General features: G+C 56.4%; 22 protein-coding genes. 12 read left to right on the top strand and 10 right to left on the bottom strand.

What is annotated here, in order from left to right; all coding sequences use genetic code 11:
- Positions 1–11: 11 nt before the first annotated feature.
- The 5 genes from yajC to M8318_RS11110 all read left to right on the top strand — a co-directional run bounded on the left by yajC (position 12) and on the right by M8318_RS11110 (position 4,412).
- Positions 12–344, top strand: coding sequence for a preprotein translocase subunit YajC (gene yajC, locus M8318_RS11130; protein WP_106992121.1), 333 nt, complete (start codon positions 12–14; stop codon positions 342–344).
- 25 nt (positions 345–369) lie between these two features.
- Positions 370–2,217 carry a protein translocase subunit SecD gene (secD, locus tag M8318_RS11125; RefSeq protein ID WP_106992122.1) on the top strand — a complete coding sequence of 616 codons (1,848 nt, stop codon included), beginning with the start codon at positions 370–372 and terminating at the stop codon, positions 2,215–2,217.
- A 10-nt stretch (positions 2,218–2,227) separates the two neighbouring features.
- Positions 2,228–3,199: a protein translocase subunit SecF gene (gene secF / locus M8318_RS11120; protein ID WP_262662590.1), complete on the top strand. Its 972-nt coding sequence runs from the start codon at positions 2,228–2,230 to the stop codon at positions 3,197–3,199.
- A gap of 141 nt (positions 3,200–3,340) precedes the next feature.
- Entirely contained in the window at positions 3,341–3,706 is a 366-nt protein-coding gene (locus M8318_RS11115) for a VOC family protein (RefSeq protein WP_106992124.1), read from the top strand.
- Between the two features lie 25 nt (positions 3,707–3,731).
- The gene (locus M8318_RS11110) at positions 3,732–4,412 is read left to right on the top strand and encodes a helix-turn-helix transcriptional regulator (protein WP_262662589.1); all 681 of its coding nucleotides are present in this window, start codon (positions 3,732–3,734) and stop codon (positions 4,410–4,412) included.
- Positions 4,413–4,507: 95 nt separating this feature from the next.
- Here M8318_RS11110 and M8318_RS11105 read toward each other — a convergent pair whose 3' ends face one another.
- Together M8318_RS11105 and M8318_RS11100 are read right to left on the bottom strand one after the other, a co-directional pair.
- Positions 4,508–5,392, bottom strand: coding sequence for a nucleoside-specific channel-forming protein Tsx (locus M8318_RS11105; RefSeq protein ID WP_262662587.1), 885 nt, complete (start codon positions 5,390–5,392; stop codon positions 4,508–4,510).
- 262 nt (positions 5,393–5,654) lie between these two features.
- The gene (locus tag M8318_RS11100; protein WP_262662586.1) at positions 5,655–6,194 is read right to left on the bottom strand and encodes a SadB/YajI family lipoprotein; all 540 of its coding nucleotides are present in this window, start codon (positions 6,192–6,194) and stop codon (positions 5,655–5,657) included.
- A gap of 153 nt (positions 6,195–6,347) precedes the next feature.
- Between M8318_RS11100 and nrdR the strand changes: the two genes are divergently transcribed.
- From nrdR to thiL, 5 genes are all read left to right on the top strand, one after another.
- A complete protein-coding gene (gene nrdR / locus M8318_RS11095) occupies positions 6,348–6,797 on the top strand; it encodes a transcriptional regulator NrdR (RefSeq protein WP_262662585.1) in 450 nt (149 codons plus the stop codon).
- A gap of 4 nt (positions 6,798–6,801) precedes the next feature.
- Complete coding sequence (gene ribD, locus M8318_RS11090) at positions 6,802–7,905, top strand: bifunctional diaminohydroxyphosphoribosylaminopyrimidine deaminase/5-amino-6-(5-phosphoribosylamino)uracil reductase RibD (protein WP_262662584.1); 1,104 nt, start codon at positions 6,802–6,804, stop codon at positions 7,903–7,905.
- A gap of 90 nt (positions 7,906–7,995) precedes the next feature.
- Positions 7,996–8,466: a 6,7-dimethyl-8-ribityllumazine synthase gene (ribH, locus tag M8318_RS11085; RefSeq protein ID WP_012016288.1), complete on the top strand. Its 471-nt coding sequence runs from the start codon at positions 7,996–7,998 to the stop codon at positions 8,464–8,466.
- 21 nt (positions 8,467–8,487) lie between these two features.
- Positions 8,488–8,907, top strand: coding sequence for a transcription antitermination factor NusB (gene nusB, locus M8318_RS11080; protein ID WP_106992129.1), 420 nt, complete (start codon positions 8,488–8,490; stop codon positions 8,905–8,907).
- 78 nt (positions 8,908–8,985) lie between these two features.
- A complete protein-coding gene (gene thiL / locus M8318_RS11075) occupies positions 8,986–9,957 on the top strand; it encodes a thiamine-phosphate kinase (RefSeq protein WP_262662583.1) in 972 nt (323 codons plus the stop codon).
- 106 nt (positions 9,958–10,063) lie between these two features.
- Here the strand turns inward: thiL and M8318_RS11070 are convergent, their stop codons facing one another.
- From M8318_RS11070 to xseB, 4 genes are all read right to left on the bottom strand, one after another.
- Entirely contained in the window at positions 10,064–11,038 is a 975-nt protein-coding gene (locus M8318_RS11070) for an aldo/keto reductase (RefSeq protein ID WP_262662581.1), read from the bottom strand.
- 65 nt (positions 11,039–11,103) lie between these two features.
- A complete protein-coding gene (gene dxs, locus M8318_RS11065) occupies positions 11,104–12,966 on the bottom strand; it encodes a 1-deoxy-D-xylulose-5-phosphate synthase (RefSeq protein ID WP_262662580.1) in 1,863 nt (620 codons plus the stop codon).
- Positions 12,967–12,990: 24 nt separating this feature from the next.
- Positions 12,991–13,890, bottom strand: coding sequence for a (2E,6E)-farnesyl diphosphate synthase (ispA, locus tag M8318_RS11060; RefSeq protein ID WP_142488423.1), 900 nt, complete (start codon positions 13,888–13,890; stop codon positions 12,991–12,993).
- A complete protein-coding gene (gene xseB, locus M8318_RS11055; protein ID WP_032616819.1) occupies positions 13,891–14,133 on the bottom strand; it encodes an exodeoxyribonuclease VII small subunit in 243 nt (80 codons plus the stop codon).
- 192 nt (positions 14,134–14,325) lie between these two features.
- Here xseB and thiI point away from each other — a divergent pair, with 192 nt between their 5' ends.
- Entirely contained in the window at positions 14,326–15,774 is a 1,449-nt protein-coding gene (gene thiI, locus M8318_RS11050) for a tRNA uracil 4-sulfurtransferase ThiI (protein ID WP_106992794.1), read from the top strand.
- Positions 15,775–15,857: 83 nt separating this feature from the next.
- Here the strand turns inward: thiI and yajL are convergent, their stop codons facing one another.
- Complete coding sequence (yajL, locus tag M8318_RS11045) at positions 15,858–16,451, bottom strand: protein deglycase YajL (RefSeq protein WP_166181709.1); 594 nt, start codon at positions 16,449–16,451, stop codon at positions 15,858–15,860.
- Positions 16,414–17,325, bottom strand: coding sequence for a 2-dehydropantoate 2-reductase (panE, locus tag M8318_RS11040; RefSeq protein ID WP_262662575.1), 912 nt, complete (start codon positions 17,323–17,325; stop codon positions 16,414–16,416). Before panE ends, yajL begins: the two co-directional genes overlap by 38 nt.
- A 129-nt stretch (positions 17,326–17,454) precedes the next feature.
- On the opposite strand from panE, the gene M8318_RS11035 reads away from it, so the two are divergent.
- Positions 17,455–17,946 (top strand): YajQ family cyclic di-GMP-binding protein, encoded by a 492-nt coding sequence (locus M8318_RS11035; protein WP_106992136.1) that lies wholly within the window; start codon positions 17,455–17,457, stop codon positions 17,944–17,946.
- A 29-nt stretch (positions 17,947–17,975) separates the two neighbouring features.
- Here M8318_RS11035 and M8318_RS11030 read toward each other — a convergent pair whose 3' ends face one another.
- On the bottom strand, positions 17,976–19,337 hold the full coding sequence (locus M8318_RS11030; protein WP_262662573.1) for an MFS transporter: 1,362 nt from the start codon (positions 19,335–19,337) through the stop codon (positions 17,976–17,978).
- 225 nt (positions 19,338–19,562) lie between these two features.
- Positions 19,563–19,895 carry a hypothetical protein gene (locus M8318_RS11025; RefSeq protein ID WP_262662571.1) on the bottom strand — a complete coding sequence of 111 codons (333 nt, stop codon included), beginning with the start codon at positions 19,893–19,895 and terminating at the stop codon, positions 19,563–19,565.
- Between the last annotated feature and the right edge of the window lie 59 nt (positions 19,896–19,954).

Below are 19,954 nucleotides of genomic sequence, written 5' to 3'. Positions count from 1 at the left end.
AGGGAATTTTAATGAGCTTTTTTATTTCTGATGCGGTAGCGGCAACAGGTGCACCGTCGCAGGGCAGCCCGATGTCTCTGATTCTGATGCTGGTGGTGTTCGGCCTGATCTTCTATTTCATGATCCTGCGTCCACAGCAGAAGCGCACCAAAGAGCACAAAAAGCTGATGGACTCCATCGCGAAAGGCGATGAAGTGCTGACTAACGGTGGTCTGGTAGGTCGTGTAAGCAAAGTTGCCGATAACGGCTATATCGTTATCGCGCTGAACGATACTACTGAAGTAGTGATTAAACGTGACTTCGTTGCTGCCGTTCTGCCGAAAGGCACCATGAAAGCACTGTAATTAACTTTTCCCAAAGGGAACTGCCGTGTTAAACCGTTATCCTTTGTGGAAGTACGTCATGCTGGTCGTCGTCATTGTCGTCGGCCTGCTATATGCGCTTCCCAACCTGTATGGTGAGGATCCGGCCGTTCAAATCACTGGCGCGCGCGGCGTCGCCGCCAGTGAGCAAACGCTGATCCAGGTCCAGAAAACTTTACAAGAAGAAAAAATTACCGCTAAGTCTGTGGCACTGGAAGAGGGCGCTATTCTTGCTCGCTTCGACTCCACCGACACGCAGCTCCGCGCTCGTGAAGCGCTGATGGGCGTGATGGGTGATAAATATGTCGTGGCGTTGAACCTTGCTCCTGCAACGCCGCGTTGGTTAGCTTCTATCAACGCAGAGCCGATGAAACTCGGTCTCGACCTGCGTGGCGGCGTACACTTCCTGATGGAAGTGGATATGGAAACCGCCCTTGGCAAACTCCAGGAACAAAACATCGACAGCCTGCGTAGCGATCTGCGCGAAAAAGGCATCCCTTACACCACCGTGCGTAAGGAAGATAATTACGGGATGAGCATCGCGTTCCGCGACAGCACTGCCCGTAATCAGGCGATGGATTACCTGACCCAGCGTCATCGCGACCTGGTCCTCTCCTCTCAGGGCAGCAACCAGCTGCGTGCGGTGATGACCGATGAACGTCTGAAAGAAGCGCGTGAATACGCGGTTCAGCAGAACATCAACATCCTGCGTAACCGTGTAAACCAGCTTGGCGTTGCTGAACCGCTGGTACAGCGTCAGGGTGCTGACCGTATCGTGGTTGAGCTGCCGGGTATCCAGGATACCGCGCGTGCGAAAGAGATTCTGGGCGCAACCGCGACCCTCGAATTCCGTCTGGTGAACACCAACGTCGATCAGTCCGCTGTCGCGTCTGGCCGCGTTCCGGGCGACTCTGAAGTGAAGCAGACCCGTGAAGGCCAGCCGGTTGTGATGTACAAGCGGGTGATCCTGACCGGTGACCACATCACCGACTCGACCTCCAGCCAGGACGAATACAACCAGCCGCAGGTTAACATCTCGCTTGATAGCGCCGGTGGTAACATCATGTCTAACTTCACCAAGGACAATATCGGTAAACCGATGGCGACCCTGTTCGTGGAGTACAAAGACAGCGGTAAAAAAGATGCGAACGGTCGCTCCATCCTGGTGAAAGAGGAAGAGGTGATTAACATCGCCAACATCCAGTCTCGCCTGGGTAATAGCTTCCGTATCACCGGTATCAACAACCCGAACGAAGCACGTCAGCTCTCGCTGCTGCTGCGTGCCGGTGCGCTGATTGCGCCGATTCAGATTGTTGAAGAGCGGACCATCGGTCCAACACTGGGTATGCAGAACATCACCCAGGGTCTGGAAGCCTGTCTGGCCGGTCTGGCGATCTCCATCATCTTCATGATCTTCTTCTATAAGAAGTTTGGTCTGATTGCGACAAGCGCGTTGATTGCGAACCTGGTGCTGATCGTCGGCATTATGTCCCTGCTGCCGGGGGCGACGCTGACCATGCCGGGGATCGCAGGTATCGTCTTAACCCTTGCGGTGGCGGTCGATGCTAACGTACTGATCAACGAACGTATCAAAGAAGAGTTGAGCAACGGGCGTTCAGTACAACAGGCGATCGACGAAGGTTACCGTGGCGCGTTCAGTTCCATCTTCGATGCGAACATCACCACGCTTATCAAGGTTCTTATCCTGTACGCAGTCGGTACTGGTGCCATTAAAGGTTTTGCTATCACTACCGGTATCGGTGTGGCGACCTCAATGTTTACCGCTATCGTCGGCACCCGTGCCATCGTGAACCTGCTGTACGGCGGCAAGCGCGTTAAAAAGCTGTCTATCTGAGGAGTGCGTTGTGGCACAGGAATATACTGTTGAACAATTGAACTACGGCCGTAAAGTCTGGGACTTTATGCGCTGGGACTACTGGGCCTTCGGCATTTCAGGTTTTCTGCTGATTCTGTCCATCGCCATTATGGGCGTGAAGGGCTTTAACTGGGGGCTCGATTTCACCGGTGGTACGGTGATTGAGATTAACCTGGAAAAACCGGTCGATATGGACCAGATGCGTGCGTCGCTGGAGAAGGCGGGCTTCGAAGAGCCGCTGCTGCAGAACTTCGGCAGCAGCCGCGACATCATGGTGCGTATGCCGCCGGTTCATGATGCCAACGGCAGTCAGGAGCTGGGCAGCAAGGTTGTTAACGTGATTAACGAAACAACCAACCAGACCGCAACCGTTAAGCGTATTGAATTCGTCGGCCCGAGCGTGGGTGCGGATCTGGCCCAGACCGGTGCGATGGCACTGCTGGTGGCGCTGATCTCCATCCTGGTGTATGTCGGTTTCCGCTTCGAGTGGCGTCTGGCGGCCGGGGTGGTTATCGCCCTGGCGCACGACGTGGTGATCACCATGGGCGTTCTGTCGCTGTTCCATATCGAGATCGACCTGACCATTGTGGCCTCGTTGATGTCGGTTATCGGTTACTCGCTGAACGACAGTATCGTGGTATCGGACCGTATCCGTGAAAACTTCCGTAAGATCCGTCGCGGTACGCCGTACGAGATCTTTAACGTGTCGTTGACCCAGACGCTGCACCGTACCTTGATCACCTCCGGGACCACCCTGATGGTGATCCTGATGCTGTATCTCTTCGGCGGCCCGATTCTGGAAGGCTTCTCGCTGACCATGCTGATCGGTGTTTCCATCGGTACGGCTTCGTCCATCTACGTCGCGTCCGCGCTGGCACTGAAACTTGGCATGAAGCGCGAGCACCTGCTTCAGCAGAAAGTGGAAAAAGAAGGGGCGGATCAGCCGTCCATTCTGCCGTAAGGCATTGTCTGATGCGTGACGAAATCCCGGTCTTATGGCCGGGATTTTTTTTGCCTGCTCCTGACAAATACTCCTGACAGTATGCTGTCAGGAGGCCTGGCGTAGACTCCTTCTGAACCTAAACAACAGGCAGGAGGATGTATGAAAAGTGTGATTAACTGGTTTGAGATTCCGGTCGCGGATATGGATCGTGCCATCAAATTTTACGAGCCGGTGCTGCAGGTGACGCTGAAGCGCGAGCAAATGGACGTTGCCGAGCTGGCCATTTTTCCCCATGAGGATCCGGCCACCGGCGGCGCGCTGGCAAAATTTGACGGCATTACACCCTCGTCGCAGGGCGCTATTATTTACCTGCATACTGACAACCTGGCGGCCACGCTGGATCGCGTTTCGTCTGCTGGCGGCGCATGCGTGTTTGGCCCACTTGAGCTGCCGCGCGGTATTGGCACCATCGCGCTGTTTACCGACAGCGAAGGCAACCGGGTTGGACTTCATCAACCCGCCTGATATTCACCTGTAAAGCGAAGAACCCATGACCCGACGCGCCGACCGCTTGTTCCAGATTGTGCAGATCCTGCGTGGCAGGCGGCTGACGACCGCAGCGCATCTGGCGGACAGGCTCGGCGTGTCGGAACGCACGGTCTATCGCGATATCCGCGATCTGTCCCTCTCTGGCGTGCCGGTGGAAGGGGAGGCGGGGAGCGGCTATCGCCTGATGTCGGGCTTCGATCTGCCGGCGCTGATGCTGACCAACAAGGAGTCCGAGGCGCTGATGGTGGCGATCCGCCTGCTGAAAACCTGGGGCGGGAAGTCGCTGTCGCGTGAGCTGGAATCGGCCCAGGAAAAGGTGCTGGCGATCCTGCCGGAGGAGAGCCGTCGCAAGGCCGAGCAGACCCGGATCTACGCCCCGGACATTGCGCTTCAGCCGCACTCCCGCAGCGGCTTCGATGTGATCCATCAGGCGATCTCCGCTCAGCGGGTGCTGGGGTTGCACTATCGGGATGAGAGCGGGCAGTTATCCTCCCGGGACGTTCAGCCGCTGGGGTTGTTCTTCTGGGGCGAGCACTGGCTGCTGGCGGCCTGGTGCGAACGGCGGGATGACTACCGCTGTTTCCGGCTCGACAGGTGTCTGAATATCACGATAACGGACAGACGCTTTAGCGAAAGCGCGGAGCGTTCGCTGGCGGATTTTTTGAGGAAGGTGAAGCAATAAGATGCCGGGTGGCGGCTACGCCTTACCCGGCCTACGGGTCCAACAGAGTTTGTAGGCCGGGTAAGCGAAGCGCCACCCGGCGATACAGGCACTGATTAGAAGTTATAACCCACAACCAGGTAACCACCCCAGCCGGTAGAACGGACGCTGAAGTCACCGTCGCCGAAGTTCAGGCTGGCGTCGTCGTTCCACTGGCCACCGTTGTGCCAGTAACGCGCCACAACAGAGTAGTGCCAGTGATCGTAGTTCAGCGCCAGGATGTGGCTGGAGGCGATGGAGTCGTTAGTGCGCGCTTTCTTACCGTTCAGGTCACGGAAGTCGTCGTTGCCCAGGTCTGAGCCCCAGTCAAAGTTGGTGAAGCCGATGTAGCTGAGGTTGCCGCCCCACAGCTGGGTGATTGGCACAAAGTATTTCACTTTGAAACGGTAGCCATCCCACTCGTTTTCGTTCGCTGCACCGTAGTTCTGCCACTGGTATTTGGCATACACGTTCATGGACAGGCTCATCGGCAGACCGGTGTCGATGTCAGTCCCCAGACCCATGTACCAGGTACTCTGACGACCGGACTTGTTGCGACCCATGTCGTAGATGTAGTTGTTTGCGACGTACCACTCTTTGAACGGACCAAACGCCAGGCTGGTGCCGGTCAGTTTATCAATGGAGAAGCGCGGTTCGATCTCCATGAACAGTGGGGAACCGTGGTTCCAGATACCTTTCGCATCAGTGTTACCACCGAAGAAGACCGGTGCATCCATGTACCCATAGAAATCAAACCAGTCTTTCTTAGCGAATGCTTCGTATTCCAGGTAGGTATCGTTACGGATCTGCGGTCCAAAACGGGTGTGGTAGCTGCCCACAACGTTAACGCTCTGGTGCCACCAGTCGGAAACGTACTCTGGTTTATCGTTTTCTGCTGCCTGCACAGCGAAAGTTGAAGAAAATGCCAGCGCTGCACCGGCTGCCAGTAATGTTTTTTTCATAATGATGCCACTGATTTGAAATCCCTTACGGGAGTGAAAAAAGCGCGAATTGCGTTTCTAAATATTTCGTATTTCTGGGAGCCTATTATAGGAATCCTTGCTCACAAAAATATGTGTTGTTTCACAGTTCTCTCACATACGTAATCGATTGCGTTCACGTTTGCGTATTTTTAACGGAGCGGATTGTAATAGCAAACATTTCTGTTGCCAATGTTTGTAAATAAAGAGGGGAGCGGAACGTGTAACACGTTCCGCAGGGGGATTATTGTGCGACGGGCTGAATATCGTGGATACGGATGAAACCGAGCTGATCGGGCGTCAGGCCATTTAGCTGAAGCGGAATGTCGACATCGCTGGGTGCCAGCACGCTGGCCGGGGCATTAATCAGCTGGGTCTGGACGTTCACTTCCTGGAAGCTGTCGGTCGTGCCCTGGATCTGTCCCCACTCTACGGTGGCGCTGAAGGCCGGCAGCGGATCGTTTGATTCTCCCTGAATACGCAGCGTGGCACGGGTGCCGTCGGCGTTCGGCGCCACGTTCACCAGTGACATCTTCAGCGTACCAATCTGGCTGTTCAGCCGGGCAGGGGTATTGGACCCTGGCAGCAGATAGACGCCGCTGGTCGATTTGGCGTTCAGCGCATTCTGCTGAGTGATCTTGACGGTTTCCTGGTTGAGCTTGTTCATAGTGGTATTCAGTGAACTGATGCTCTGATTCATCTGGCGCACTTCGCTTTGCTGTGCACAGGCGCTGAGGCTAAAAAGGCTTCCCAGCAGCAAAACATGTAGGTAACGTCTTGTCATGGCAATTATTTCCCTGAAATAACGGATTCTGCTAAGAGTAGTCAACGAGGCTGCTCCGCGTATAGATCCTTTATCTCAAAAACGCTCCTTCTTTGTTGTCAGCCCAGTTCAGGGTAAAATGGAGCTCAGTCAACCCGATAGCCAGGACACCGTATGCATTGCCCATTCTGTCTCGCCGTGGATACCAAAGTAATCGACTCCCGTCTCGTGGGAGAGGGCTCATCCGTACGCCGCCGTCGCCAGTGCCTGGTGTGTAACGAACGTTTCACCACCTTCGAAGTGGCAGAACTGGTGATGCCCCGCGTCGTAAAAAGTAATGACGTCCGCGAACCCTTCAACGAAGAAAAGCTGCGCAGCGGGATGCTAAAAGCACTGGAAAAACGGCCAGTCAGCGCAGATGACGTCGAAACGGCGCTTAATCACATCAAAACCCAGCTGCGCGCCACCGGCGAGCGCGAGGTGCCGAGCAAAATGATCGGCAACCTGGTGATGGAACAGCTTAAAAAGCTCGATAAAGTGGCCTATATCCGCTTTGCCTCTGTTTACCGCAGTTTCGAAGATATCAAAGAGTTCGGGGAAGAGATCGCCCGCCTACAGGACTAATCACATGCAGGATGAGATTTACATGGCGCGAGCGCTGAAGCTGGCGCAGCGCGGTCGTTTTACGACCCATCCCAACCCCAATGTCGGCTGCGTTATCGTTAAAGATGGCGAGATCGTCGGGGAAGGTTTTCACTATCGTGCCGGTGAGCCGCATGCTGAAGTGCATGCCCTGCGTATGGCCGGGGAGAAGGCGCGCGGTGCCACCGCCTACGTCACGCTGGAACCCTGCAGCCATCATGGGCGCACGCCGCCGTGCTGCGATGCGCTGATAGCGGCCGGTGTCTCCCGAGTTGTCGCGGCGATGCAGGATCCCAACCCGCAGGTCGCCGGTCGCGGCCTGTATCGCCTGCAGCAGGCGGGGATTGAGGTCAGCCATGGCCTGATGATGAGTGAAACCGAGCGCCTGAACAAAGGCTTCCTCAAGCGGATGCGTACCGGTTTTCCCTATATTCAATTGAAGCTGGGCGCCTCGCTGGATGGCCGCACGGCGATGGCCAGCGGCGAAAGCCAGTGGATCACCTCCCCACAGGCAAGGCGCGATGTGCAACGTCTGCGCGCGCAAAGCCATGCTATTCTCACCAGCCATGCCACCGTTTTGGCCGACGATCCGGCATTGACCGTGCGTTGGGATGAGCTAAACGCCGACACCCAGGAATTGTATCCGCAAGAGAATTTACGCCAGCCGCTACGCATTGTGGTCGACCGGCAGAATCGGGTTACCCCTGAGCACCGCATTGTGCAGCAGCCGGGGGAAACCTGGTTTGCCCGCACTCAGGAAGATGAGCGCAGCTGGCCGGAAGGCGTGCGCAACCTTCTGGTGCCGGAGCACAATGGGCACGTGGATTTAGTGGTGCTGATGATGCTGCTGGGCAAACAGCAGATCAACATTATCTGGGTAGAAGCGGGCCCGACGCTGGCCGGCTCGTTGTTGCAGGCCGGACTGGTGGATGAGCTGATTGTCTATCTGGCGCCTAAACTGTTAGGCAGCGACGCCCGCGGCCTGTGCGTGTTGCCAGGGCTGGAAACGCTGGCGGATGCACCCGCGTTTAACTTTAGCGAGATACGCCCGGTTGGACCGGATCTCTGTCTCCACCTGACCAACGCGTAAGGCTTGCCTAAATAGGGAAGCAGTGCGCAAAATATTATGATAAAATCCGCCCCCCTGCGGGGCCACCAAATGAACCCGTTAAGGAAGAGTATGAACATTATTGAAGCAGCCGTTGCTACCCCGGACGCTCGCGTCGCCATCACCATTGCGCGTTTCAACAACTTCATCAACGACAGCCTGCTGGATGGTGCGATTGACGCCCTGAAACGTATCGGCCAGGTGAAAGACGAAAACATTACCGTTGTCTGGGTTCCGGGTGCTTACGAACTGCCACTGGCAGCGGGCGCACTGGCGAAAACCGGCAAATACGATGCGGTAATTGCGCTGGGTACGGTGATTCGTGGCGGTACCGCGCACTTTGAATATGTTGCCGGTGGTGCAAGCAACGGTCTGGCGCACGTGGCGCAGGAAGCAGAAATTCCTGTCGCGTTCGGCGTACTCACCACTGAAAGTATTGAACAAGCCATCGAACGTGCTGGCACCAAAGCCGGTAACAAAGGTGCAGAAGCTGCACTGACCGCGCTTGAAATGATCAATGTATTGAAAGCCATCAAGGCCTGATTTTTTTGTAAGGGGAATTCCGTGAAACCTGCTGCTCGTCGCCGCGCCCGTGAATGTGCCGTTCAGGCACTTTACTCCTGGCAGTTGTCCCAGAACGACATCGCTGATGTTGAATACCAGTTCCTGGCGGAACAAGACGTCAAAGACGTTGACGTCGTGTACTTCCGTGAACTGCTGTCGGGAGTGGCGACTAATAGCGCGTATCTCGACGGTCTGATGAAGCCGTACCTGTCCCGTCTGCTCGAAGAGCTGGGTCAGGTTGAAAAAGCGGTGCTGCGTATCGCCCTGTTTGAACTGGCTAAACGTGATGATGTGCCTTACAAAGTGGCCATCAACGAAGCGATCGAGCTGGCGAAAACCTTCGGTGCTGAAGACAGTCACAAATTTGTGAATGGCGTGCTGGATAAAGCTGCACCTGCGATCCGTCCCCGTAAAAAGTGATCCGCAAGCCGGAGTTTCGTATCGCCTTTGGGCGGTGCGGGCTCCGGTTTTTTTATTTTCTTTGCTGAGGCATAACGCATGGCATGTGGCGAGTTTTCCCTGATTGCCCGTTATTTTGACCGAGTCAGAAGCTCGCGTCGCGATGTGGAAACCGGCATCGGCGACGACTGTGCACTTCTCAATATCCCCGAAAAACAGACGCTGGCAATCAGCACCGACACCTTAGTATCTGGTCGCCATTTTCTGCCGGATATCGATCCTGCCGATCTGGCCTACAAAGCGCTGGCGGTGAACGTTAGCGATCTGGCGGCGATGGGGGCCGATCCGGCGTGGTTAACGCTGGCGCTGACCCTGCCGAAGGTCGATGAAAGCTGGCTTGAGGCCTTTAGCGACGCGCTGTTTGAACAGCTTAACTATTACGATATGCAGCTGATCGGCGGCGATACCACCGCCGGTCCGCTGTCGATGACCCTGGCGATCCACGGCTACGTGCCTAATGGACGCGCGCTAAAACGGTCTGGCGCCAAACCGGGCGACTGGATTTACGTCACCGGTACACCGGGAGATAGCGCCGCGGGTCTGGCTGTCTTGCAGAATCGCTTAACCGTAGAGCGTGCAGATGACGCGGCCTATTTTGTGCAACGCCATCTGCGTCCGACCCCGCGCATCCTGCACGGCCAGGCGCTGCGCGATCGCGCCAGCTCGGCTATCGATCTCTCGGATGGCCTGATCTCCGATCTGGGCCATATTCTGAAAGCCAGCGGCGTGGGGGCGCGAATCGACCTGGATCTGTTCCCGCTCTCTGAGGCGATGCGCAGGCATATTGAGCCTGAGCAGGCGTTGCGCTGGGCGCTCTCCGGGGGCGAAGATTATGAGCTGTGCTTTACCGTGCCTGAGCTGAATCGCGGGACGCTGGATGTGGCGTTAGCCAATCTGGGTGCCGGGTTTACCTGTATCGGCCAGATCATGCCGGAAAGCGAAGGGATGCAGTTCGTGCAGAACGGCTCGCCGGTGACGTTCGACTGGAAAGGTTACGATCACTTCGCGTGATGTTAGCATTGTGCTGTTTGTGCCGGGGGCGCTGCGCTTGCCCGGCCTACAAAACCATGCACGCTTCGTAGGCCGGGTAAGGCGAAGCCACCACCCGGCTTTTTTATTACTTAAATCCCACCACCGGATGCTGTTTGTACGGCGTCTCCAGTTCGGCAATCTGTTCCGGGGTCAGGTTGATATCCACGGCGTTGATCAGCTCATCCAGTTGCTCTTCGCGCGAGGCACCGATAATCGGTGCGGCAACGCCTCTTTTACTTAACACCCACGCCAGCGCCACCTGGGCGCGCGTCACGTCGAGCTCCTCGGCAATCCTCGCTACACGCTCGGCAATCTGCGCGTTATTGGCTTCGGTTTCCTCATACAGCGTTTTACCAAACTCATCCGATACCGAGCGGGCCGTGGTTTCGCCCCATGGACGGGTTAACCGCCCGCGTGCCAGCGGACTCCACGGGATCACCGCCACGCCGTGCTGATAGCACAGGGGCAACATCTCGCGCTCTTCTTCACGGTAGATCAGGTTGTAGTGATCCTGCATGGTGACAAACGGCGCCCAGCCGTGCTGTTCCTGCAGCGCCAGGGCTTCGGCAAACTGGGCGGCATGCATCGACGAGGCACCGATATAGCGCGCTTTACCCGCTTTGACCACGTCGTTCAACGCCTCCAGCGTCTCTTCAATCGGCGTGTTGTAATCCCAGCGGTGGATTTGCAGCAGATCGACATACTCCATGTTCAGGCGTCGCAGGCTGTCATCAATGGAGCGCAGGATCTGCGCCCGGGAAAGGCCTTCTGCCAGATCCCCTGTCTGATGGTAAACCTTGGTGGCGACTACCACTTCCTCACGGCGGGCAAAGTCGCGCAGGGCCTGGCCGACGATCTCTTCGCTGCTGCCGTCGGAGTAGCTGTTGGCGGTATCAAAGAAGTTAATGCCGCCTTCGAGAGCGTGTTTGATGATCGGACGGCTGCTCTCTTCCGGCAGTGTCCAGGCGTGCTTACCCCGGTCCGGCTCGCCAAAGGTCATGCAGCCCAGGCAAAGACGGGAAACCTTAAGATCCGTTTTTCCTAATGTATTGTATTGCATGGTTCCACTCCTGCTGATTACTTAAAACGTACCGTTAAGCATAGCAGGAGCGGAAAGGGGAGGGATTATGCCAGCCAGGCGGTGATGCGGGCTTCGATGCCGGCGGCATCCAGGCCAATGTCGGCGCGCGCTTCGTCCTGGGTACCCTGGGGGATAAAGTGGTCCGGCAGGCCGAGGTTCAGCACCGGCACGACTTTACGCTTCGCCATCAGCACTTCGTTCACACCGCTGCCAGCGCCACCCATAATGGCATTCTCTTCCAGGGTGATCAGCGCCTCGTGCCGTGAGGCCATCTCCAGAATCAGCGCTTCATCGAGCGGCTTCACAAAGCGCATATCCACCAGCGTCGCGTTAAGGGATTCCGCCACTTTTGCCGCCTCCGGCATCAGCGTACCGAAGTTCAGGATCGCCAGCTTCTCGCCGCGACGTTTGACGACGCCTTTGCCAATCGGCAGTTTTGCCAGCGGCTCCAGGGTGACGCCCACGGCATTACCGCGCGGATAACGCACGGCGGTGGGGCCATCCTGATAGTGATAGCCGGTGAACAGCATCTGACGGCATTCGTTCTCGTCGCTTGGGGTCATCACCACCATATCCGGGATACAGCGCAGGAAGGAGAGATCGAACGCCCCCTGGTGCGTCTGGCCGTCGGCACCAACAATGCCCGCCCGGTCAATGGCGAACAGCACCGGCAGTTTCTGGATGGCGACGTCGTGGATCACCTGATCATAGGCGCGCTGCAGGAAGGTGGAGTAGATGGCCACTACCGGCTTGTAACCGCCAATTGCCAGGCCTGCGGCAAAGGTCACCGCATGTTGCTCGGCGATGGCGACATCAAAATATTGCGTCGGGTATTTGCGGGAAAATTCGACCATCCCGGAGCCTTCGCGCATCGCCGGGGTCACGGCCATCAGCTTGCTGTCTTTGGCGGCGGTTTCACACAGCCAGTCACCGAAGATTTTCGAATAGCTCGGCATCCCGCCGCTGCTTTTTGGCAGGCAGCCGCTGGTCGGGTCGAATTTAGGCACCGCGTGGAAGGTGATCGGATCTTTTTCGGCCGGTTCGTAGCCCCGGCCTTTTTTGGTCATGATGTGCAGGAACTGCGGGCCTTTCAGGTCGCGCATGTTTTTCAGCGTCGAGACCAGGCTCAGCACGTCGTGCCCATCTACCGGGCCGATGTAGTTAAAGCCCAGCTCTTCAAACAGCGTGCCCGGCACTACCATGCCTTTGATGTGCTCTTCGGTGCGCTTCAACAGCTCTTTGATCGGCGGTACGCCGGAGAGAACTTTTTTACCGCCTTCGCGCAGGCTGGAGTAGAGCTTGCCCGAAAGCAGATTCGCCAGGTGGTTATTCAGCGCCCCGACGTTTTCGGAAATCGACATCTCGTTGTCATTGAGCACCACCAGCATGTCGGGTTTGATATCGCCCGCGTGATTCATCGCCTCAAAGGCCATCCCGGCGGTGATCGCGCCATCGCCAATGACGCAGACGGTGCGGCGCTGTTTGTTCTCTTTTTCGGCGGCAACGGCAATACCGATCCCGGCAGAAATGGAGGTGGAGGAGTGACCTACGCTCAGCACGTCGTATTCGCTCTCGCCGCGCCACGGGAACGGATGCAGGCCGTTTTTCTGGCGAATGGTGCCAATTTTATCGCGACGACCGGTGAGAATTTTGTGCGGATAAGCCTGATGACCCACGTCCCAGATCAGCTGATCGAACGGCGTGTTATAGACATAATGCAGCGCCACGGTGAGTTCCACCGTGCCAAGCCCGGAGGCGAAATGGCCGCTGGAGCGGCTTACGCTGTCAAGCAGATAGCGACGCAGCTCGTCACACAGCTTCGGCAGGCTCTCTTTCGGCAACAGACGTAACTCCTGGGTGGAGTCAACCAACGCCAGTGTCGGGTATTTGGCAATATCAAAACTCATCAGAGACTCATCGTGGTGTTTTCGTTATTTATCACGCTGGATTATATAGTCCGCTAGCGCTTCCAGTGCCGAGGTGTCCAGTGACTGCGCGGCCAGTTGTTCAAGCGACTGGCGGGCATCCGCAATCAGGTCCCGGGCTTTTTGTTGGGCTTGCTCAAGACCCAGAAGGGCGGGATAGGTACTTTTGCCAAGCTGCTGATCGGCACCCTGACGTTTACCCAATGTTGCAGTATCGCCCACGACATCCAGAATGTCATCCTGAACCTGGAAGGCTAAACCGATACTTTCTGCATAACGATCCAGAACCGGCAAGGCTTTGCGACCCTGTTCACCCGCGCTCAGCGCGCCCAGACGAACGGCTGCACGAATCAATGCCCCGGTCTTGTGGCGATGAATTCGCTCCAGCTGTTCCAGATTAACCTGACGGCCTTCTGCCTCCAGATCCAGCGCCTGACCGCCACACATACCGGCAACACCGCTGGCCATTGCCAGCTCGGAGACCATCGCCAGACGATCGCGATCCGCCACTTCCACCATCGGCGCATCGCTCAGAATCGAGAACGCCAGGGTTTGCAGGGCATCGCCCGCCAGAATGGCGTTCGCTTCGCCAAATTTAATGTGGCAGGTCGGCTGACCGCGACGCAGATCGTCGTCGTCCATGGCCGGCAGATCGTCGTGGATCAGCGAGTAGGCGTGAATACATTCGACCGCAGCGGCTGGCGCATCCAGCGTATCGGCGCTGATGCCGAACATTCCGCCGGTGGCATACACCAGGAAAGGACGCAGGCGTTTGCCACCTAACAGTGCGCCATAATGCATGGCCTCAACCAGTGGAGTGTTCTGAAAAGGCTGGGGAGCGATAAAACGGCGCAGCGCATCGTCAGCACGCCCGACGCACGCCTGAAGCTGGTTCGAAAAGTCCATCTACTCGGCATCCGGTGTGAAGGGGGTCGTGGCGGCATCTTCGTTATCGGAAAGCAGGATCTGCACGCGTTGTTCCGCCTGTTGCAGCTTAACCTGGCCCTGGCGTGCCAGCTGCACGCCGCGTTCGAATTCATTAAGCGCCTCTTCTAACGGCAGGTCGCCGCTTTCCAGACGGGTAACGATTTGCTCCAGTTCACTCAGCGCAGTTTCGAAACTGGCGGGTGCATCGTTTTTCTTCGGCATAGTGAATGTCTGACTCTCAGTTTTTTATCCCTGATATGGTATCGGACTCAGGGTAATTATCAAATAACGCGCAATGTGCGCAGGAGCCACGCGATGGTGGTATACTTCCGCGCCTGGATGCAGCCCTGGAAATGTGGGCTGCTGTACTTTTCCATTACAAGCCTTATCGCTTGCCAAAGAAACATTGCCGCCATGAAGTTTATCATTAAATTGTTCCCTGAAATCACCATCAAAAGCCAATCTGTGCGTTTGCGCTTTATTAAAATTTTAACCGGGAACATTCGTAACGTTCTGAAGCACTACGACGAGACGCTGGCCGTCGTGCGTCACTGGGATCATGTTGAAGTCCGCGCTAAAGATGAAAACAAGCGCCTGGACATTCGTGATGCCTTAACCCGCATCCCGGGGATCCACCATATTCTGGAAGTGGAAGATGTACCCTTCACTTCCCTGCACGACATCTTCGAAAAAGCGCTGGCGCAGTATCGCGATCAGATCGAAGGCAAAACCTTCTGCGTACGCGCCAAGCGTCGCGGTAAACATGAGTTTAGCTCCATTGAAGTTGAACGCTACGTCGGCGGCGGGCTGAATCAGCACGTTGAATCGGCGCGCGTGCGTCTGACCAACCCGGAAGTGACCGTTAATCTGGAAATCGAAAACGACCGTCTGCTGCTGGTGAAAGGCCGCTATGAAGGTATCGGCGGTTTCCCAATCGGTACACAGGAAGACGTGCTGTCGCTGATTTCCGGCGGTTTCGACTCCGGTGTTTCCAGCTATATGCTGATGCGTCGCGGCTGCCGCGTGCATTACTGCTTCTTTAACCTCGGCGGCGCGGCGCATGAAATCGGCGTGCGTCAGGTGGCCCATTATCTGTGGAACCGCTTCGGCAGCTCCCACCGCGTGCGTTTTGTGGCGATCAACTTTGAGCCGGTGGTTGGCGAGATCCTCGAGAAAGTCGATGACGGCCAGATGGGCGTGGTGCTGAAGCGCATGATGGTGCGTGCGGCCTCGAAAGTGGCTGAGCGTTACGGCGTGCAGGCGCTGGTCACCGGCGAAGCGCTGGGCCAGGTCTCCAGCCAGACACTGACCAACCTGCGTCTGATCGACAACGTCTCGGATACGTTGATCCTGCGTCCGCTGATCTCCCACGATAAAGAGCACATTATTGACCTGGCGCGTGAGATCGGTACCGAAGACTTCGCCCGCACCATGCCGGAATACTGCGGCGTGATTTCCAAGAGCCCGACGGTGAAAGCGGTGAAGGCGAAGATCGAAGCGGAAGAAGAGAACTTCGATTTCAGCATCCTTGAAAAAGTGGTGGCTGAAGCTTCTAACATCGATATCCGTGAAATCGCCCAGCAGACCGAGCAGGAAGTTGTGGAAGTCGAAACCGTCAGTGGTTTTGGCCCGGACGATGTGCTGCTGGATATTCGCTCGATTGACGAGCAGGATGCGAAGCCGTTTACGCCGGAAGGTGTGGAAGTGGCATCAGTGCCGTTCTACAAGCTGAGCACCAAATTTGGCGATCTGGATAAGAACAAAACCTATCTGCTGTGGTGCGAGCGCGGGGTGATGAGCCGTCTGCAGGCGCTCTATCTGCGCGAGCAGGGCTTTACCAATGTGAAGGTGTATCGCCCGTAGTGGTTGTGCCGGGTGGCGGCTTCGCCTTACCCGGCCTACTCGTGTCATGTAGGCCCGGCAAGCGCAGCGCCGCCGGGCAATTCCTACGCTTCGTAATAGTTATAAATCCCCGCCGCCATCACCAGCGATGAGGCCACTTCATAGGCTTTTTCGCGCCCGACCAGCAGCTCGATAATCTTCAGCGCAAAATCAATCGACGTGCCCGGCCCCTGGCTGGTGAGCAGGTTGACGCGAGGATCCCAGACCATGCGCTTATCCACCCACTGCTCTTCGGGGATCTTATCCTTCAGCGTCGGGAAACCGGTCATATTACCGATTGGGAAGATATTGTGCGGCACCAGCACCGTGGCGGCGGCCGCGCAGATGGCGGCGACGATGCGCCCGGAATGGTGGAACTGCCTGACCGTCTCGACCAGCAGCGGGCTGTCGCGGAAACATTCCGCACCCTTGATACCGCCCGGGAGAACGATCACGTCGTAATCACCGTCGGCCACCTCCACCAGCGGGGCATCTGCCACGAGCTTTACCCCCCGCGAGCAGGTGATGATCAGATTGCCATCACTGGCGACGCTCGCCGTCGTGACGCTAATCCCGGCGCGAACCAGCAGATCGATCGTAGTGACCGCTTCGGTCTCTTCGCTACCAGGGGCGAGGCATACCAGTGCCGACGCGCTCATACTCACTCTCCTTACGTTTAACCTGTTCGTACAGACGGACATTTTCCGGCACGCTGATACCGTGTGCGCGGGCGCGTTTTAGCAGGTAACCGGTAATGTAATCAATTTCGGTATGACGGAGCCCGCGGATATCCTGCAGCATCGAAGAGATGTTCTGGGCGGTGCGCTCTATGACCTCGTCAACGTAATAGCGAATATCGTCCACCGAGGTGTGGATGCCCTCACGCTCCACGACGGCCGCGACCTCTGCACACAGCGTGGCGATGGTCTGCGGATGGTTTTGAAGCTCACCGTTTGGGCAATCCAGCAGGGCGGTCAGCGGATTAATTACACAGTTAACCGCCAGCTTGCGCCACATCTGTGGGCGGATGTTATCGTGCCAGGCGACATCAGGCAGCACCTGCTGGAAACGATCCGCCAGATAACTGTAGTCCCCCTCTTGCGCTCTGGCCGGGCCGATGTGGGTCATCCCGCTGGCGACATGAACAATCACGTTGCCGTCGCGGCGGGCCGCATGGGTGGTGATGGCCATCAGCAGCGGCTGGGGAACGCTTTTAAGCTCTTCAATGGTCCCCATCCCGTTGTGAAGCAACATTATCGGTGACGCAGGGGGAAGGGTTGAGGCCAGCGTCCGCACGGCATCAGAGACCTGCCAGGCTTTCAGGGTGACGAGCAAAAGATCGCTTTGGGCCAGGAAATCCGGATCGTTGGCGATAAGAGATTCGTTAAAGATACTCCCGTCTTCTTCAATCAGGTTTACACTGCAATAGGGCTGTGGCACGCGCATCCAGCCCTGGACTTCGTGTCCCTGTTTGCAAAGTGCGGCGAGCCAAAGTTGTCCCAGTGCCCCGCATCCGAGCACGGTAATTTTCATCGTTCCTCCTCACCTGCAACTGCGCCAGGTGTTACAACATGTAGTATAGCGTCGACAACTAAGCTTCTGTTGAGTTATGCCCCGTAGCGGGTATTATGCAACGCAACAAAAGTGAAGGGAGAAGAAAAGATGCCATCTTTCGATATTGTTTCCGAAGTTGATATCCAGGAAGTACGTAACGGCGTGGACAACGCCAGCCGTGAAGTTGAATCACGTTTCGATTTTCGTGGCGTTGAGGCCAGTTTTGAGCTGAACGACGCAAATAAGACCATTAAGATCCTCAGTGAGTCCGATTTCCAGGTCACCCAGCTGCTGGACATTCTGCGCGCCAAGCTGTTGAAGCGCGGCATCGAAGGGACCTCCCTCGATGTGCCGGAGACCTTCGTTCACAGCGGCAAAACCTGGTTTGTTGAAGCCAAACTGAAGCAGGGCATTGAGAGCGCGATGCAGAAGAAAATCGTTAAGCTCATCAAAGACAGCAAGCTGAAAGTGCAGGCACAGATTCAGGGCGAAGAGATTCGTGTTACAGGGAAATCCCGTGACGATCTGCAGGGTGTGATGGCGCTGGTGCGCGGCGGCGATCTCGGCCAGCCGTTCCAGTTCAAAAACTTCCGCGATTAAGAAAAAGCCCGGCGATGCCGGGCTTTTTTTCAGGCTTTAAGCGCCTGCTCAACTTCAAAGCGGTTGGTCACTTTACTGTCGATTTTAACGTACACACTGCGCTCTTCCGGCACCAGTAATACCTCACTGACGCCCTCTTTGGCTTCAAGACGCTGTTTTAAGGCCTCGCTCACCTCAATATCATGCGGGATTTCCACCCGCAGGCTGCTAACGTAACGCGGCTCTTTCATAGTGCTGGCCACCAGCAGCCAGACCGTTGCCAGCAGCGCACCCGCCAGGAATACGGTTTGTGAATCGAACATACCATCGACCCAGCCACCCAGCGCGCCGCCGATGGCCACGCCGATAAACTGGCTGGTGGAGTAGATCCCCATCGCGGTGCCTTTATAGCCTGCCGGAGACTCTTTACTGATTAACGACGGCAGCAGGGCTTCCATCAGGTTGAAGGCGAGGAAGAACAACTGCACGCCCGCGACCAGCTCCCAGAAGTGGGGGCCGGAACCCCAGAGCACGATCTCCGCAATCAACAGCAGGGCGACGCAGCCCAGGAAGACGCGCTTCATCCGGCGTTTCACTTCGGCATAGATAATAAACGGCACCACGGACACAAACGAGATGAGCATGGTGACCAGGTAGATTTTCCAGTGTTCAGCCGCCGGAAAACCGGCGGCGGCCAGTTGGCCGGGCAGGGCGACGAAGGTAGACATCAGCAGGATATGCAGGCACATGATGCCGAAGTTGAGCTTCAGCAAACGCGGCTCGACCAGCACCTTGCTGAAGCAGCCTTTCACCATCCCCGATTCACGGTTAAGCACGTGATTTTTGCTGTTTGGTACCACCCAAATCGTCAGCGCGATGCCGACGGTCGCCAGCACGGCGATCATCCAGAACAGGGCGTTCAACCCGAGCGCATGGGTAATGATCGGCCCCAGCACCATCGCGATAGCAAAGGTGACGCCGAAGCTGACGCCAATAAAGGCCATCGCTTTGGTACGGTTCTGTTCGCGGGTTAGATCCGACAGCAGCGCCATGACGGCGGCGGCAATGGCGCCGGAACCCTGCAAGGCACGACCGAGAATAATGCCCCAGATGGAGTGGGAGAGGGCGGCGATAATGCTACCGGCAACGAACACCAGTAGCCCGCCGACGATCAGCGGCTTACGACCTACACGATCGGAGAGCAGGCCAAAGGGGATCTGAAAGACCGCCTGCGCCAGGCCATAGATGCCGATGGCAAGACCAATTAATGCCTCGCTTGCTCCCTGTAACGCCATGCCGTATGTGGTCAGAACGGGCAGGACCATAAACATGCCGAGCATACGTAACGAAAAAACCGTCCCCAAACCCCAGGTGGCGCGTAGCTCGCCCGGCGTCATTTTATAATCGTTCATTACCACCTCTGTCTAAAAAGCGCGTCCAGTGTAGTGCGAGCAGGCGTTCGGGTAAACAGAGCGATGGTGAACAAATATAAATTACATGAATGATCTGTGCTATTAAGCAGAAACCAGGTCGGGGAAAAGGGGAAAGGATAATTTTGTCTGGGAGTTTTTCGCCTAAGATAATTAATGTTGAACCAGGAACAGGTTTAATTACCTGTTCCTGTAGCGAAACGTATTTTACGCGCTGGCTTTTACCAGGAAATTATTCCAGTCGCTGGCGGCATTATCAACAAACGTTGACCAGCTATTTCCTGAGGTTTGAACAAAACCATTCCAGTTATTTGAGCCGGTCTTCACAAAGGTTTGCCAGTTAGACGCGCCGACGACAAAGGAGCCAAACGCGATAGCGCTGTCCACCACGAAGTCAGCAAAGGCCGCGCCAGAGGTCGCCACGAAGGAGCCAAAGCCAAACCCGGAGTTTAGGACAAAACTGGTGAAGCCGGTTGCAGCGCCGATCAGATTAAAGCCACCGGAGACATACTGCATTTCATTCAGTGATAATTCTTTCACTTTTATTTCCTTATCAAATGAAAAGAGCGTGAGCTAAATACTCACGGCGGAAGAGTACC

The organism is Leclercia tamurae (assembly GCF_025566055.1).
Taxonomy (GTDB): Bacteria; Pseudomonadota; Gammaproteobacteria; order Enterobacterales; family Enterobacteriaceae; genus Enterobacter; species Enterobacter tamurae.
Note: the sequence above shows the minus strand (reverse complement) of the source record. Positions and strands in the feature narration are given on the sequence as shown.

Coding starts and splice junctions, on each gene's coding strand:
- yajC (WP_106992121.1), top strand. CDS start 12: ATGAGCTTTTTTATTTCTGATGCGGTAGCGGCAACAGGTGCACCGTCG.
- M8318_RS11115 (WP_106992124.1), top strand. CDS start 3,341: ATGAAAAGTGTGATTAACTGGTTTGAGATTCCGGTCGCGGATATGGAT.
- M8318_RS11110 (WP_262662589.1), top strand. CDS start 3,732: ATGACCCGACGCGCCGACCGCTTGTTCCAGATTGTGCAGATCCTGCGT.
- M8318_RS11105 (WP_262662587.1), bottom strand. CDS start 5,392: ATGAAAAAAACATTACTGGCAGCCGGTGCAGCGCTGGCATTTTCTTCA.
- M8318_RS11100 (WP_262662586.1), bottom strand. CDS start 6,194: ATGACAAGACGTTACCTACATGTTTTGCTGCTGGGAAGCCTTTTTAGC.
- nrdR (WP_262662585.1), top strand. CDS start 6,348: ATGCATTGCCCATTCTGTCTCGCCGTGGATACCAAAGTAATCGACTCC.
- ribD (WP_262662584.1), top strand. CDS start 6,802: ATGCAGGATGAGATTTACATGGCGCGAGCGCTGAAGCTGGCGCAGCGC.
- ribH (WP_012016288.1), top strand. CDS start 7,996: ATGAACATTATTGAAGCAGCCGTTGCTACCCCGGACGCTCGCGTCGCC.
- thiL (WP_262662583.1), top strand. CDS start 8,986: ATGGCATGTGGCGAGTTTTCCCTGATTGCCCGTTATTTTGACCGAGTC.
- M8318_RS11070 (WP_262662581.1), bottom strand. CDS start 11,038: ATGCAATACAATACATTAGGAAAAACGGATCTTAAGGTTTCCCGTCTT.
- dxs (WP_262662580.1), bottom strand. CDS start 12,966: ATGAGTTTTGATATTGCCAAATACCCGACACTGGCGTTGGTTGACTCC.
- ispA (WP_142488423.1), bottom strand. CDS start 13,890: ATGGACTTTTCGAACCAGCTTCAGGCGTGCGTCGGGCGTGCTGACGAT.
- xseB (WP_032616819.1), bottom strand. CDS start 14,133: ATGCCGAAGAAAAACGATGCACCCGCCAGTTTCGAAACTGCGCTGAGT.
- thiI (WP_106992794.1), top strand. CDS start 14,326: ATGAAGTTTATCATTAAATTGTTCCCTGAAATCACCATCAAAAGCCAA.
- yajL (WP_166181709.1), bottom strand. CDS start 16,451: ATGAGCGCGTCGGCACTGGTATGCCTCGCCCCTGGTAGCGAAGAGACC.
- panE (WP_262662575.1), bottom strand. CDS start 17,325: ATGAAAATTACCGTGCTCGGATGCGGGGCACTGGGACAACTTTGGCTC.
- M8318_RS11035 (WP_106992136.1), top strand. CDS start 17,455: ATGCCATCTTTCGATATTGTTTCCGAAGTTGATATCCAGGAAGTACGT.
- M8318_RS11030 (WP_262662573.1), bottom strand. CDS start 19,337: ATGAACGATTATAAAATGACGCCGGGCGAGCTACGCGCCACCTGGGGT.